The 14,765-nt window shown below is 70.0% G+C and carries 11 protein-coding genes; 8 read left to right on the top strand and 3 right to left on the bottom strand.

From position 1 onward, the window contains the following. Positions 1 to 56: 56 nt before the first annotated feature. Positions 57 to 908, bottom strand: coding sequence for an SCO2400 family protein (locus ACZ4N4_RS03535; protein ID WP_467583939.1), 852 nt, complete (start codon positions 906 to 908; stop codon positions 57 to 59). A 201-nt stretch (positions 909 to 1,109) separates the two neighbouring features. Here ACZ4N4_RS03535 and ACZ4N4_RS03540 point away from each other — a divergent pair, with 201 nt between their 5' ends. The 8 genes from ACZ4N4_RS03540 (at position 1,110) to ACZ4N4_RS03575 (ending at position 11,612) form a co-directional block, all read left to right on the top strand. After that, positions 1,110 to 2,267 carry a mandelate racemase/muconate lactonizing enzyme family protein gene (locus tag ACZ4N4_RS03540; RefSeq protein WP_453573162.1) on the top strand — a complete coding sequence of 386 codons (1,158 nt, stop codon included), beginning with the start codon at positions 1,110 to 1,112 and terminating at the stop codon, positions 2,265 to 2,267. After that, positions 2,264 to 3,268 carry a zinc-dependent alcohol dehydrogenase gene (locus ACZ4N4_RS03545; RefSeq protein WP_467583942.1) on the top strand — a complete coding sequence of 335 codons (1,005 nt, stop codon included), beginning with the start codon at positions 2,264 to 2,266 and terminating at the stop codon, positions 3,266 to 3,268. The genes ACZ4N4_RS03540 and ACZ4N4_RS03545 overlap by 4 nt, the downstream gene beginning before the upstream one ends. Before the next feature lie 112 nt (positions 3,269 to 3,380). Next, positions 3,381 to 4,361: a hypothetical protein gene (locus ACZ4N4_RS03550; protein WP_467583944.1), complete on the top strand. Its 981-nt coding sequence runs from the start codon at positions 3,381 to 3,383 to the stop codon at positions 4,359 to 4,361. Between the two features lie 142 nt (positions 4,362 to 4,503). Further along, the gene (gene chvE, locus ACZ4N4_RS03555; RefSeq protein WP_467583946.1) at positions 4,504 to 5,613 is read left to right on the top strand and encodes a multiple monosaccharide ABC transporter substrate-binding protein; all 1,110 of its coding nucleotides are present in this window, start codon (positions 4,504 to 4,506) and stop codon (positions 5,611 to 5,613) included. A gap of 43 nt (positions 5,614 to 5,656) precedes the next feature. Further along, the gene (gene mmsA, locus ACZ4N4_RS03560) at positions 5,657 to 7,207 is read left to right on the top strand and encodes a multiple monosaccharide ABC transporter ATP-binding protein (protein WP_467583949.1); all 1,551 of its coding nucleotides are present in this window, start codon (positions 5,657 to 5,659) and stop codon (positions 7,205 to 7,207) included. Then, on the top strand, positions 7,204 to 8,448 hold the full coding sequence (gene mmsB / locus ACZ4N4_RS03565) for a multiple monosaccharide ABC transporter permease (RefSeq protein ID WP_453573150.1): 1,245 nt from the start codon (positions 7,204 to 7,206) through the stop codon (positions 8,446 to 8,448). Before mmsA ends, mmsB begins: the two co-directional genes overlap by 4 nt. A gap of 53 nt (positions 8,449 to 8,501) precedes the next feature. Continuing rightward, on the top strand, positions 8,502 to 9,656 hold the full coding sequence (locus ACZ4N4_RS03570; RefSeq protein ID WP_467583951.1) for an aldose epimerase family protein: 1,155 nt from the start codon (positions 8,502 to 8,504) through the stop codon (positions 9,654 to 9,656). Between the two features lie 255 nt (positions 9,657 to 9,911). Beyond that, complete coding sequence (locus ACZ4N4_RS03575; protein WP_467583953.1) at positions 9,912 to 11,612, top strand: pyridoxal phosphate-dependent aminotransferase; 1,701 nt, start codon at positions 9,912 to 9,914, stop codon at positions 11,610 to 11,612. Between the two features lie 233 nt (positions 11,613 to 11,845). Here ACZ4N4_RS03575 and ACZ4N4_RS03580 read toward each other — a convergent pair whose 3' ends face one another. Then, positions 11,846 to 13,456 (bottom strand): methyltransferase, encoded by a 1,611-nt coding sequence (locus tag ACZ4N4_RS03580; protein WP_467583956.1) that lies wholly within the window; start codon positions 13,454 to 13,456, stop codon positions 11,846 to 11,848. 56 nt (positions 13,457 to 13,512) lie between these two features. Continuing rightward, the gene (locus tag ACZ4N4_RS03585) at positions 13,513 to 14,673 is read right to left on the bottom strand and encodes a 4-hydroxybenzoate 3-monooxygenase (RefSeq protein WP_467583959.1); all 1,161 of its coding nucleotides are present in this window, start codon (positions 14,671 to 14,673) and stop codon (positions 13,513 to 13,515) included. Between the last annotated feature and the right edge of the window lie 92 nt (positions 14,674 to 14,765).

The following is a 14,765-nucleotide window of genomic DNA, read 5'->3' on the forward strand; positions in this document are numbered from 1 at the left end:
ATGTGACACGGCGACCGAGGATTTGCTGAGTTTGCTTCGGTGGACCTTCGGTCGCCCTAGGAGCACCACCACAGGAACCGCGTGCACGAGTGGCTCTGCGACGGGGTCGGGCTCGGGTCGGAGGTCGTCGGGTTCGCCGTCGGGGTCGAGGCCGCCGAGGAAGTCGGTGCCGCCGTCGGTGTCTGCGGGCCCGGGCCCGTGCCCGTCGTCGCCGACTGTGCCGAGGGGTCCTTCGGGGAAGCCGACGGGGAGTCGGACGCCTTGTCCTTCGACGCGGAGGGGGACGGGGAGGCCGAAGGGTCGGCGGAGGCCGAACTCGCCGGCCCGGTCGCGCCGGACGTGTCGCCCAGGGGCTCGGCCGTCGTACCCGGGGACGACGTCGACGTGCCGCCGTCGGCGGTGTCGCCGCCTGCCGAGGCCGGGCCGGGGCTGGTGAACGGTATGGCGTCCGTGCCGAGTTCGGCGAGGCTCAGGGCGCCCGCCGCCAGTACGCACGCCGCGCTCACGAGCAGGATCCTGCGGCGCCGCCGACGATGGGCCGCGGCCTTGCGGTCGCGACGGCTGCCGTCGGCCCCGGACGGTTCCTCGACGCCCTCGGAGAGGCTCTCGGCGGCTCGCCCCCGGCTCCGGCCGCCACGCCCGCGCGCCGCCCGTCGCCGGTCCGCCCGGCCACCCGGCAGGGGCTCGTCGTCCTCGTCGTCGTACCCGTCGCCGTCAGTGCCGGTGCCGGTGTCTCCGTGGCCGTCGCCGGGGAAATCCGGCTCCGGGTAAGGGGCTTCACCGGTCGCGGCCGGGTCGGGGGCCGTCGCTTCCGGCGCGGACGCGCGTAGCGTCTCGGCCGGAGCGCCGCACCCCGGGCAGGCGAGGGCGCCGTTGAGGTGCCGTCGGCACGGGTGGCAGTAGTCCATGACGCGGGAAGACTAAGTTCCCCACCGGTCACTTAACCACCCGGCCCTGTGAAGGTTCTGTGGGGGACCGAAAAAGCTGTCGAAAGCCTTGCCGAAACCGTTACCTGTTCGCCCCATTGACACCCCCGCCGTCCCATCCTTACTGTCACGCCAGCATTTCGAACGTGTGACGAAATCTCGAACAGCTGAGGGGCAACTGCCGTGCGCATCACCGGAATCAGCACGCACGTGGTCGGGACGCCGTGGCGCAACCTGACGTACGTCCAGGTGCACACCGACGAAGGGATCACGGGAGTCGGCGAGACCCGGATGCTCGGGCACACCGACGCGCTGATCGGCTATCTCCGGGAGGCCGAGGCCAACCACATTCTCGGTTCGGACCCGTTCGCGGTGGAAGACCTCGTACGCCGGATGAAGTACGGCGACTACGGCCGGGCGGGCGAGATCGTCATGTCCGGCATCGCCGTGATCGAGATGGCCTGCTGGGACATCAAGGGCAAGGCCCTGGGCGTGCCGGTGTGGCAGCTGCTCGGCGGGAAGGTCACCGACAGGGTCAAGGCGTACGCCAACGGCTGGTACACGACCGAGCGCACGCCGGAGGCCTACCACAAGGCCGCCCAGGGGGTGATCGAGCGCGGGTACCGGGCGCTGAAGATCGACCCGTTCGGGACCGGGCACTTCGAGCTCGACCACGAACAGACGCTGTACTCCGTGTCGCTGATCGAGGCCGTGCGGGACGCCATCGGGCCGGACGCCGAGCTGATGCTGGAGATGCACGGCCGCTTCTCCCCCGCGACGGCCGTACGGCTCGCGCGCGAGCTGGCGCCCTTCAAGCCGGCCTGGCTGGAGGAGCCCTGCCCGCCGGAGAACCTGAAGGCGCTGGAGAAGGTCGCCGCCAAGGTGGACATCCCGGTCGCCACCGGTGAACGCATCCACGACCGCATCGAGTTCCGCGAGCTCTTCGAGAGCCAGGCCGTGGACATCATCCAGCCGGACGTCGGCCATATCGGTGGAATCTGGGAGACGCGGAAGCTGGCCGCCACCGCCGAGACGCACTACGTACTGGTCGCGCCGCACAACGTCGGCGGGTCCGTGCTGACCGCCGCCTCCCTCCAGGTCGGGTTCACCTCCCCGAACTTCAAGATCCTGGAGCACTTCAACGACTTCGCCGACGCCGAGATCAAGAAGGTGGTCAAGGGCGCGCCGGAGGTCGTCGACGGGTACTTCCAGCTGTCCGACGCGCCCGGCCTCGGGGTGGAGTTCGACGCCGACGCCGCCGCGGAGTTCCCGCAGCAGCAGGCCCGCTTCGACCTCTGGGCCGACGGCTGGGAGCAGCGCAAGCCCAAGGGGACCAAGTGAGCTCCCAGGTCGTCGTCGAGGCGCCGGGCCGCCACCGGGTGGAGGAGCACACGCCTCGCGAGCCCGGCCCCGGCGAGGCGCTGGTCGCCGTGCACGCGGTCGGGATTTGCGGAAGCGACCGCGAGGTGTACCAGGGGAACCGGCCCGAGGGGTACGTCCGTTACCCGCTGACGCCGGGACACGAGTGGTCGGGGACGGTCGAGAGGGTCGGCCCCGGTGTCCCCGCCTCGCTCGTCGGCCGCAAGGTCGTCGGCGAGGGGTTCCGGAACTGCCAGGTGTGCGACCGGTGCCACGCCGGTGAGACCACGCTGTGCACGGACGGCTACGAGGAGACCGGGTTCACCCAGCCGGGCGCCATGGCCGCCACGCTCACGCTCCCGGCCCGGCTGCTGCACGCCCTGCCGGAGGACGCGGATCTGACGGCCGCCGCCCTCCTCGAACCGGCCGCCTGTGTCGCGGCGGCCGCGCTGAAGGGCAACGCGCAGCCGGGCGAGCGGGTCGCGGTGGTCGGCACCGGGACGCTCGGGATGTTCGCCGTGCAGTTCCTGAGGGCGATCTCGCCGGGCGAGCTGCTGGTGGTCGGGACCCGGAACGACCGGGAGGCGCTGTCCCGGCAGTTCGGGGCGACCGACTTCCGCATCAAGGACCAGGAGCTTCCCGACGACTTCGACGTCGTCATCGAGACCGCCGGGTCCGCGTCCGCCGCGCGCACCGCCGCCGCGCTGCTCCGGCGCGGCGGGCGCCTGGTCCTGACCGGTATCCCGGCCGCCGGTGCCGAGGGCCTGGACCCGACCGATCTCGTCGTACGGCAACTGGAGGTGCACACCGTCTTCGGGGCGCCGCCGGACGCCTGGTCGCACACGGTGCGGGTCTTCGGGGCCGGGCTCCTCGATCCGCTGCCGCTGGTCACGCACGAGCTGCCGCTGACCGAGTTCCCCCAGGCCATCGAGCTGGTGGGGGCCGGTGATCCGAAGGTGGGCAAGGTGCTGCTCCGCCCCTAGCCGTACGCCGGCCACGGCGTGCCCTGACCTCGCCGTGGCCGGCGTACCGCCAAGCCTTTTGTTGCCCCGAGCCGCGAACCTCGTCCGAAATACCGAACACGAAGGACAGCTTGTGACGACCGACGCTTCCGTTACGGCGGCCCGCCGACCCGGTGAGCAGGCACTCACCGCCCTCGGTCTGGGCGCGCCCGCCCTCGACCCCGCCGACGCCTCCGCCCACACCTTCCCGGGCGGCGGCAAGTGGCGCACCGAGATCCCCTCCTGCGAGGGCCCCGAGGCGCTGGCCGTCGTACTCAAGGAGTCCTCACGGCTGGACGTGCCGATCCACCGGATCAGCCAGGGCAGCGGCGTGTGGATGCTCACCGACGCCGAGATCACCGAGATGGTCGAGGCGACCGGTGAGCGTGACATCGAGCTCTGCCTGTTCACCGGTCCGCGCGGAACCTGGGACATCGGCGGCTCCGTGCGCTCCGACTCGCGGGGGGCCGGACTGCGCGCGCGTGGCCACGACGCGGTCGCCGGATGCGTCGAGGACGCCGTGCGGGCCACGGAGTTGGGCGTCAAGTGTCTGCTCGTCGCCGACGAGGGTGTGCTGTGGACGCTGCACCGGGCCCGGCAGGCGGGGATCATCCCGGCCGACACCACGCTGAAGGTGTCCGCGCTCGTCGGGCCGGTCAACCCGGCGTCGTACTCCGTCTTCGAGCACCTCGGCGCCGACTCCGTCAACGTGCCGAGCGACCTGACGCTCGACCACCTCACCGAGATCCGCCGGGTGTCCGGAGCGCCCATGGACATGTACATCGAGGCCCCCGACGACCTGGGCGGCTACATCCGGATGTACGAGGTCGCCGAGCTGATCCGGCGCGGCGCACCGATCTACCTGAAGTTCGGCCTGTCCAAGGCTCCCGGCATCTACCCGTGGGGCACCCATCTGCGGGACGTGACCCTGGACACCGCGCGGGAGCGGGTGCGGCGGGGGCGGCTCGCGCTGGACCTGCTGGCGCGGCACGGGGCGGACGGCGACATGGCGCCGCTGGGGTCCCGGTTGCCGGGACGTCTGAACCGATTCCCCGTCGAAAGTTCTGCTGACTGACCGATGGGGGCTGCAGGCCGTATGCGGCTGGTCGCGCCCGCGCGGCGGAGCCGCAAATCAACTGCACCCCGCGCCCCTACGGGGCGCTTCACCGACCTTGCTTGACATTTCTCAACGCCGAGAAGAACAGGGACCGATCACCATGCGTACTCGTAGAAGCGCCCTCACCCTCATAGCCGGGGCCGCCTCCCTCGCCCTGACCCTGTCCGCCTGCGGCCAGAGCGGTGAAGGCGGCAGCAAGGAGGACAGCGGCAGCGCCAAGGGCGGCACGATCGGCATCGCGATGCCGACCAAGTCCTCCGAACGCTGGATCGCCGACGGCAACAACGTCGTCAAGAACCTGAAGTCCAAGGGCTACAAGACCCAGCTGGTCTACGGCGAGGACAACCCGGAGACCCAGGTCTCGCAGATCGAGAACCTGATCACCCAGGGCGTCAAGGGCCTGATCATCGCGGCCATCGACAACAAGTCCCTGAACAACGTGCTCCAGGAGGCCGCGGACGCCAACATCCCGGTCATCGCCTACGACCGCCTCATCCTCGGCACCAAGAACGTCGACTACTACGCGTCCTTCGACAACGAGAAGGTCGGTGTCGAGCAGGGCACGTACATCGTGCACAAGCTGGGCCTGGACAGCGGCAAGAAGGGTCCGTTCAACATCGAGCTGTTCGCCGGCTCGAACGACGACAACAACACCAAGTACTTCTTCAGCGGCGCGATGAGCGTGCTCCAGCCGTACATCGACAAGAAGGAGCTGGTGGTCAAGTCCGGCCAGACCGCGCTGAACAAGGTCACCACCCTGCGCTGGGACGGCGCGACCGCACAGGCACGTATGGAGGACATCCTCACCTCCTCCTACAAGTCCGCCAAGGTCGACGCGGTGCTCTCGCCGTACGACGGCATCTCGATCGGCATCCTCGCCGCGCTGAAGTCGGACGGCTACGGGTCCAGCAGCCAGCCGCTGCCCGTCATCACCGGGCAGGACGCCGAGCTGGCCTCGGTGAAGTCGATCATCGCGGGCCAGCAGACGCAGACCGTCTACAAGGACACCCGGCAGCTCGCCAAGGTCGCCGCGACCATGGTCGACGACGTCCTGAACAAGAAGACCCCGCAGGTCAACGACACCAAGACCTACGACAACGGGTCCAAGGTCGTCCCCGCCTACCTGCTCCAGCCGGTGAGCGTCGACAAGTCCAACTACGAGGACGTCCTGGTCAAGGGCGGCTACTACACCGACGCCGAGCTCAAGTAATCCGCCGAACCCTGATCGACCATCACTGATTGGAAGGCAGACCATGGCGGGACCCGTCCTGGAAATGCGCTCGATCGTCAAGACCTTTCCCGGTGTCAAGGCGCTCTCGGACGTCACCCTGACCGTCCGTCAGGGCGAGGTCCACGCCATCTGCGGGGAGAACGGCGCCGGCAAGTCGACCCTGATGAAGGTCCTCTCCGGCGTCCACCCGCACGGCAGTTACGAGGGCGACATCCTCTTCGAGGGCGAGCTGTGCAGGTTCGGTGACATCCGGGCGAGCGAGCAGCGCGGCATCGTAATCATCCACCAGGAGCTGGCGCTGTCGCCGTACCTCTCGCTGGCGGAGAACATCTTCCTCGGCAACGAACACGCCAAGGGCGGGTTCATCGACTGGCGGGAGACCCTGCGGCACGCCACCGAGCTGCTGCGCCGGGTGGGTCTCGACGACCACCCGGAGACCCGCGTCACCGACATCGGCGTGGGCAAGCAGCAGCTGGTGGAGATCGCGAAGGCGCTGTCGAAGAAGGTGAAGCTGCTCATCCTCGACGAGCCGACCGCGGCTCTGAACGACGAGGACAGCGGCAAACTCCTGGACCTCATCCTGGAGCTGAAGAACCAGGGCATCACCTCGATCATCATCTCGCACAAGCTCAACGAGATCCGCCGGGTCGCCGACTCGGTGACGATCCTCCGTGACGGCCACTCCATCGAGACCCTCGACGTGAAGGCCGAGGAGACGACCGAGGAGCGGATCATCGCGGGCATGGTGGGCCGCGACCTGGACCACCGCTTTCCCGAACGGACCGCGTACGACGGCGAGGAGGACGCGGCCCCGGCCCTGGAGATCCGCGACTGGACCGTGCTCCACCCGATCGACCAGGAGCGCAGGGTCGTCGACGACGTGTCGATCCATGTCCGGCGCGGCGAGATCGTCGGTATCGCGGGCCTGATGGGCGCGGGCCGGACCGAACTCGCGATGAGCGTCTTCGGGCGGTCCTACGGCCGGTACGCGGGCGGCTCGGTCCTCAAGGACGGCACCGAGATCCGCACCAAGTCGGTCGCCGAGGCGGTCGGCCACGGCATCGCCTATGTCACCGAGGACCGCAAGCACTACGGCCTCAACCTCATCGACACCATCAACCGCAACATCTCCCTGACCGCGCTGAACAAGGTCGCCAAGCGCGGGATCGTGGACGAGCACGAGGAGCGGCAGGTCTCCGAGGGCTACCGCACGTCCATGAACATCAAGGCTCCGACCGTCTTCGAGCCGGTGGGCAAGCTGTCGGGCGGCAACCAGCAGAAGGTCGTCCTCAGCAAGTGGATCTTCGCGGGCCCGGACGTGCTGATCCTGGACGAGCCGACCCGCGGGATCGACGTCGGCGCCAAGTACGAGATCTACACGGTCATCGACCAGCTCGCCGCCCAGGGCAAGGCGGTCGTCTTCATCTCCTCCGAGCTGCCCGAGCTGCTCGGCATGTGCGACCGCATCTACACCATGGCCGCAGGCCGGCTGACCGGTGAGGTGCCCCGGGCCGAGGCCACGCAGGAAGTGCTGATGCGCCATATGACAAAGGACAAAGAGGTAACGCGATGAGCACGGATGTCACCGCCAAGAGCCCGGCGCCCGCGCCGCCGGGCAGGAGCGGATCGGCGGACGGCACCGGCCTGATCCGGCTGGTGCTCGACGGCCTGCGCCGCAACATGCGCCAGTACGGCATGCTGATCGCGCTCGGTCTGATCGTCGCCCTGTTCGCGGTGTGGACCGACGGGGACCTGCTGCTGCCGCGCAACGTCTCCAACCTGGTCCTGCAGAACAGCTACATCCTGATCCTCGCCATCGGCATGATGATGGTGATCATCGCCGGCCACATCGACCTGTCGGTCGGATCGCTGACGGCGTTCGTGGGCGCCTTCGCGGCCGTGCTGACGGTCAATCACGGGGTGGCCTGGCCGGTCGCGTTGATCCTGTGTCTGACGATGGGTGCCGTGGCCGGCGCGCTGCAAGGCGTGCTGATCGCCTACCTGGGCATACCGTCGTTCATCGTCACCCTCGCCGGGATGCTGCTCTTCCGCGGTCTCACGGAGATCCTGCTCCAGGGCCAGACCATCGGCCCGTTCCCGAACGGCCTGCAGAAGCTGGGCAACGGCTTCCTCCCCGAGGTGGGCCCGCACACCAACTACCACAACATCACCCTGCTGCTGGGTGTCGTGCTGATCGCCGCCGTGGTCTGGCAGGAGTTCCGGGACCGGCGCCGCCAGCAGGAGTTCGCCCTGGACGTGCCGCCCACCCGGCTGTTCCTGCTCAAGCTGACCGCGCTGATCGCCGCCATCCTCGTCCTCACCCTGCTGCTCGCCAGCTACAAGGGCGCCCCGATCATCCTGATCGTCCTGGGCGCGCTGGTCGTCGGCTACGGCTACGTGATGCGCAACGCGGTCTTCGGCCGGCACATCTACGCGATCGGCGGCAACCTGCCGGCGGCCAAGCTGTCCGGCGTCAAGGACAAGAAGATCTCCTTCTACGTCTTCCTGAACATGGGCGTGCTCGCGGCCCTGGCCGGTCTGGTGGTCGCCGCCCGGCTGAACGCGGCCTCGCCGAAGGCGGGCGACGGCTTCGAACTGGAGGCGATCGCCTCCTCGTTCATCGGCGGCGCCTCCATGAGCGGCGGTGTCGGCACCATCCTCGGTGCCATCATCGGCGGTCTCGTCCTCGGCGTGCTGAACAACGGCATGAACCTCCTCAGCGTCGGCACCGACTGGCAGCAGGTCATCAAGGGCCTCGCCCTCCTCGCGGCGGTCGGGTTCGACGTGTGGAACAAGCGCAAGTCCGGTTCGTAGTCAGCGCGGGCCCCGCCGGAAGGCGGGGCCCCTCCTCCATACAGGAGCCGCACATGGAACTGAACAGACGCACGGTCATCGCCGGCGCCGCGGCCGCGGGCATCGCCGCGAGCACCCTCGGCGCCGGTACGGCGCAGGCTGCCTCGGGAGGCAGGAAGCCTGTGAAGGAATTCTTCGGTACCCTCGCCGACGGGACGAAGGTCCACCGCTGGTCCCTGGAGAACGGCGGCACCCGCCTCAAGGTCCTCTCCTACGGCGGCATCATCCAGTCCCTGGAGATCCCGGACCGGCACGGCAAGTACGCCAACGTGTCGCTCGGTTACGACAACCTGGCCGCGTACGTCGCCGGAACCACCTTCTTCGGCGCGACCATCGGCCGGTACGGGAACCGGATCGCCAAGGGACAGTTCACCCTCGACGGCAAGAGCTACCAGCTCTCCGTCAACGACGGCGTCAACAGCCTGCACGGCGGCGCCAAGGGCTTCAACACGAAGGTCTGGGACATCGAGGGCTTCACCTCGGGCTCCGACGTGGGCCTGCACCTCCACTACACGAGCGTCGACGGCGAGATGGGCTACCCGGGGACCCTCAGGACGAAGGTGACCTTCACCCTGAACCGGCACGGCGACTGGACCATCGACTACGAGGCCACCACCGACAAGCCGACCGTCGTCAACCTCACCAACCACACCTACTGGAACCTCGCCGGTGAGGGCACGGGCACGATCGAGGACCACGAGCTGACGATCGCCGCCGGCCGCTACACGCCCACCGACTCGGGTCTGATCCCGACGGGCGAACTGGCCACGGTCTCCGGTACCCCCTTCGACTTCCGCAAGGGCAAGCCGGTCGGCCGGGACATCCGCGCGGGTCACCCCCAGCAGGTGCAGGCCAAGGGCTTCGACCACAACTGGGTCCTCGACAAGGGCGTCACGGCCAAGCCGGAACACATCGCCACCCTGCGCGACCCGCGCTCCGGCCGGACCCTGAAGATCGCCACGGACCAGCCGGGTCTGCAGTTCTACTCGGGCAACTTCCTCGACGGCACCCTCATCGGCACCTCCGGCCACACCTACCGGCAGGGCGACGGGCTGTGCCTGGAGACCCAGCACTTCCCGGACTCGCCGAACCACGCGGCCTTCCCCTCGACGGTGCTTCGTCCGGGCCAGACCTACAAGTCCCGGACCATTCACAGTTTCGGGGCCTGAGGCAGCGTGGGCGCGGCCGGTAAGGGGCCGGTCGCGCCCACGCGGCGGAGCCGCATATTCGCGCGGCTCCGCGCCCCTTACGGGGCGCCGCACCACCTGGTTCCAAGAAGAAACGTAAAGTCACACTTTTTTCACACCGGTTGAACAGCGCCACAACCGCCTCCGTACTCAAAGGCGGCCCGTGCTCCCCCGCGCGGGCCACCCAAGACGACGGGCCCGGTCGTCCCCACCGGGCCCGCCTCATACGGAGGTTCAATGGCAGGCAACGTCACCTCGTTGTTCCGCAGCGGCGCGCACAGCCCGTCGATGGCGGCGCTGACCCGTGAGGGGGGCGAGGGGGCCGGTCCCGTCGACTTCTGCATTCCCTGCAATCCGTACTTCCCCACCCCGGCGATGATGGAAACGATGGCGTCCAGACTGAAGGACATCATCACGTTCTATCCGAGCAGCGCCGACACCATCACCGCCGAGCTCTGCCAGCTCCTCCAGCTCCCGCCGCAGGCCGTCGCCATGGGCAACGGCTCCACCGAGCTGATCACCTGGATCGACCACCTGCTGGTCCGCGAGTCCCTCGCCATCCCCGTCCCCACCTTCGGCCGCTGGACCGACCAGCCGATGGAGACCGGCAAGCGCGTCGACATGTTCCCGCTCCAGGAGTCCAACGGCTTCGCCCTGGACCTCGCGCAGTACGCCGAGTTCATCCGCAAGCGGGGCACCAGGGTCGCCGTCATCTGCAACCCCAACAACCCCGACGGCGGTTTCCTCCACAAGCAGGCCCTGGTGCAGTTCATGGACGCCATGGCCGACCTGGACCTGATCGTCATCGACGAGTCGTTCCTGGAGTTCGCCGACGCCGAGGCCGAGCCCAGCGTCGTCCAGGAGGCGATGCTCCGTCCGAACGTCATCGTGCTGCGCAGCCTCGGCAAGAACTTCGGTCTGCACGGCATCCGGTTCGGCTACATGGTCGCCAACCCCTCGCTGGCCGGCAAGGTCCGCTCGATGCTGCCGAAGTGGAACCTCAACGCGTTCGCCGAGTACGTCGTCTTCATGCTCAAGGAGCACGGCGCCGAGTACGCGCAGAGCCTGCTCCAGGTCCGCAAGGACCGGCTGGAGATGGCCAGCCAGCTCTCTGTCCTGCCGGGTCTGACCGTCTACCCCTCGCAGGGCAACTTCCTCTTCGTACGGCTTCCCGTCGGTGCCGAGGGCACGGTGGTCCGGGACCGGATGCTCACCGAGCACCGCATCCTGGTCCGCGAGTGCGGCAACAAGATCGGTTCGTCCAGCCGCTTCCTGAGGCTCGTGGTGCGCCCCGAGGTGGACGTGCGTCGCCTGGTGTCCGCCATGGAGCAGGTGCTCTACGGGTCCAGGAGGGGAGCCGCCGTGCCCGAGCTGGGCAATGGGACCAGCTACAGCTCGGGTACGGCGGCGGTTGACCGGCTGGTGAGCGAGACCAACGGAGCGGGCATGCAGCTCGCCCAGGCCGTCGGCATGGGGCCCGTCCCGGGTCTCACCGCGGCGCCGGCCATGGGGCCGGGTCTCGCCGCGGCGCCGGCCATGGGGCCGGGTCTCGCCGCCGCTCCCGCCGCCGGTGTCGGCATGCCGCTCCCCGTCGCCGGTCCGCCGGCCGGGATGCCGATGCCGGCGGCAGCGCCCGCCGTGCAGCAGCCTCAGCCGATGGTGGCCCAGATGCAGGCGCCCATGCCGCCCCCCATGCAGGCACCGATGCAGGCACCGCCGATGCAGATGCCCATGCAGGCCCCGGCTCCCGTGCCGGCGCCTGCCCCGGCCGGGCCCACCCCGACCGGGGTTCCGGCGCGGGGTGGACTGACCGCCGCGCAGGTGCGGGGGATGACGGCACCGGCGCCTCCGCCGCCCGGACTGGCCCCGGCGCCGGCCACGGGGTGGCCGAACGCGCAGAGCTGGCCCAACGCGGCGGGGATGGGGCAGGCCGGGTAGGCGCGCGTCGTACGGGGTGCGGTGCGGGGCGGGTGCGGCGCCGTCGTGGCTGGTCGCGCCCACGCGGCGGCAGCCGCACCTCGATACCGCCCCGCGCCCCTGAAGGGGTGCCTGTTCCCCGCGGGGTCCCAAGTCGCCGTGGCTGGTGGAACCGTGCCCCGTGAGGGGCGTGGGGAACTGCGCGGCCGGCCCCCACCGGCCCGCGGTGAACGGGCCGCGCAACAGCGGAGCGCTCAGCCCCGCACGGCGTGCAACAGCGACGCTCCGAGGGGGAGCGCGTAGCAGGCCGTCGGCTTGAAGCCCGCCCCCTCCAGCAGGCGCCCGTAATGGGCCTCTTCCCTCTCCCGGCCGCCCACGTTGCACAGCATGTGGACGTCCCAGGCTGCCGCTGTGTTGCCGGGCAACAGGCGTTCCACAACGAGCAGTTGGCTGCCCTCGCGCATCGCCTCGGCGCAGCGCCGCAGGATGGTCACGCAGCGTTCGTCATCCCAGTCGTGCAGAACGCGGGACAGGAGGTAGACGTCGCCGCCCTCCGGTACGGACTCCGTGAAGTCCCCGGCGGTGAAGGTCCAGCGGCCGGTCAGGCCGGCCAGTTCCGTGCGGGCCGCCTCCAGGGCTTCCGGTCGCTCCAGGAGGACGCCCTCGACATGGCCGTGGGCCCGCAGCACCCGGCCGAGCAGCGCGCCGTTGCCGCCGCCGACGTCCACCACGCGCCTGACGCCGGAGAAGTCGACCAGGTCGGGGACCGGGGTGAACATCTCCGCGCTCGCGGCCATCGCCCGGTGGAAGAGGTCGCCGAGTTCGGGGTGCTCGGCGAAGTAGGGGAAGTGGTGCTGTCCGTAGCGGTGGGCGAAAGCTTCCTGCCCGGTGCGTACGGCGTACGTCAGACCGGCGAAGGAGTCGTAGAACGGGCCGCCGTACAGCAGCGCGAGCGGGTGCAGGGAGAACTCGGTGCCGGTGTGCAGGGGCTCGCCGAGGGCGGTGAGGTGGTAGGTGCCGTCTACCGAGGCGGTCAGCAGGCCCAGGGTGGCCAGGTAGCGCAGGAGCCGGCGCAGGGCGTCGGGGTCGGTGCCGGTGTGGCCCGCGAGGGTTTCCGCGTCCAGGCCCGGCCGGGCGGCGAGGTGGTCGGCGATGCGGAGTTCGGCCATGGTGCGGACGGCCTGGGTGGCCCAGGCGCCGGTCATCACGCCGAGGAGGGAGAGGGTCGCGTCCGGCACGGGGTCGTGGCGGCCGGGGAGGCGCAGTTCGAAGCGGCGGTGGTGGGCGGTGCGGAAGTAGAGGACGGTGACGTTCTCGTGTTTGTTGTAGCCGCCGCCGTCCGGGACCGCGCCCGCGCGTTCGGTCAGCAGGGTGCGCAGTCCGGCCGGGATCACCCGTCCCGGGGCGGTCACGGCGAAGGCGTGGTGGGACTCGTGGCCGGCGGCGCGTTCGTCGGCGGCGACCGTCTCCAGGGGGGAGCCGGGCGGTACGGGCAGCGCGAAGATCTCCACGGTCCGCCCGGCGACGGGCACGTGCACGATGGCGACCGGGCTGTCGGCGACCGCCGAGCCATAGCGCCGGGCAAGCCGTCCGCGTACCACCACGCTCGGTGTGACGGGTCCCGGTTCCAGCCCGGCGCGCCGCAGTTCGTCGGGGAGCGCGTCGAGGGAGGCGGGGAAGACCAGCACCGCGGTGTGGTCGTAGACGAGATGGCGGGAGACGTCGGCCCGCTCCTCGGCCGTCAGATCGGGCAGCAGGTCGGCGAGGACCCGGTCGGTGTCGTGGTCGCGGACGTGACCGGCCGCGTGCCGGATCCGTTCCAGGTCGGTTTCCGTCAGACATGCGTGAACGACGGAGAGGTTCATGAAGGGTTCCCGTTGATCGTGGGGTGGGGAGGAACCGGGGGTTGTGGGCCCGGGGATCAGATGCCGGTGTAGTTCTCGGCGAAGAGGTCCTGGTGGGAGCGGGAGGTGCGGAGGCTCTCCAGTCGGGCGTACTGCAGCGCCCGCCCGTAGCGGGCCGTGTCGTCGTCGCCGTCGGGGCCGTGCAGCAGGGTGCTCATCCACTGCGAGAACTCGTGGGCGCGCCAGATGCGGGGCAGGCAGCCACCGGCGTACCGGGCGAGGCCGGCCTCGTCGCCGTGTGCCACAGCTTGCGCGAGGGCGCGGGCGAGCAACTCGGCTTGCAGGACGGCGAGGTTGGCGCCCTTGGCCGCGGACGGGCTGATGAGCCCGGCGGAGTCACCGGCCAGCCACAGCCGGCCGGCGCCCGGGGTCTCCAGTACGTCGGAGCGCAGGTCGACGAGTGTCTTCTCCAGGACGGCGCCCTCGCGCAGCGGCCCGAACTCGGCCGTCCGCAGCCGGGTCGCCAGCTCCGTCCAGATCCGGTCCTCGCTCCACTCGGCGGGGTCGGTGCCGCGCGGGCACTGCAGGTAGTACCGGGTGACGGAGGCGGTGCGGGCCATGTGGCCGGCGAACCCCCGCTCGTGCAGGGCGTATCCGACGGCCGACAGGCTGGGTGGGGCCGCGACCAGTACGGCCAGCCAGGAGACCCCGTGGTCCCAGCGGGCGGTCCGGGTGCCGTGGGCCGTCATCGCGGCGCGGCCGATCCCCCGGTGTCCGTCGCATCCGGCGACGTACCGCCCGGTGACGTCCGTGCCGCCGCGCACCCGCACCCGGCCGTCGGTGACCTCCTCGGCCTCGGCGCCGAACCGGATCTCCCCGCCGCGCCGCAGGTACTCGGCGATCAGGTCCCGTACGAGTTCCTGCTGGGGGTAGACGGTGTGCGGCTCGCCGAGGCCCAACTTTCCGTAGTCCAGGGTGAATTCGCCGCGGTCGCTGCGGAACAGGCAGGTCGTGTGGGTCTGCCCGCGGGCGAGCAGGCCGGCCGCCAGGCCGTTCTCCGTCAGGATCCGCACCGAGTGGGGGGCGAGGAAACCGGCCCTGGCCCGGCCCTCCACCGCTTGCCGGGCGCGCCGCTCCAGGATCACGCAGTCGACACCGCGGTCCAGAAGCAGGTTCCCCAGCACGAGCCCTGCCGGTCCAGCGCCGACGATCACCACACCGACCTGTGCTGTTGTCATACCCGCCCCCGAAGATTCCTTTTGGCCAGGAGGTTTCATATCAGCCGGATCCTGGATACAGGCGGCCAGAGGGGGTTGAAGCGGGATGATTA

Source organism: Streptomyces sp. NPDC026538 (assembly GCF_055567535.1).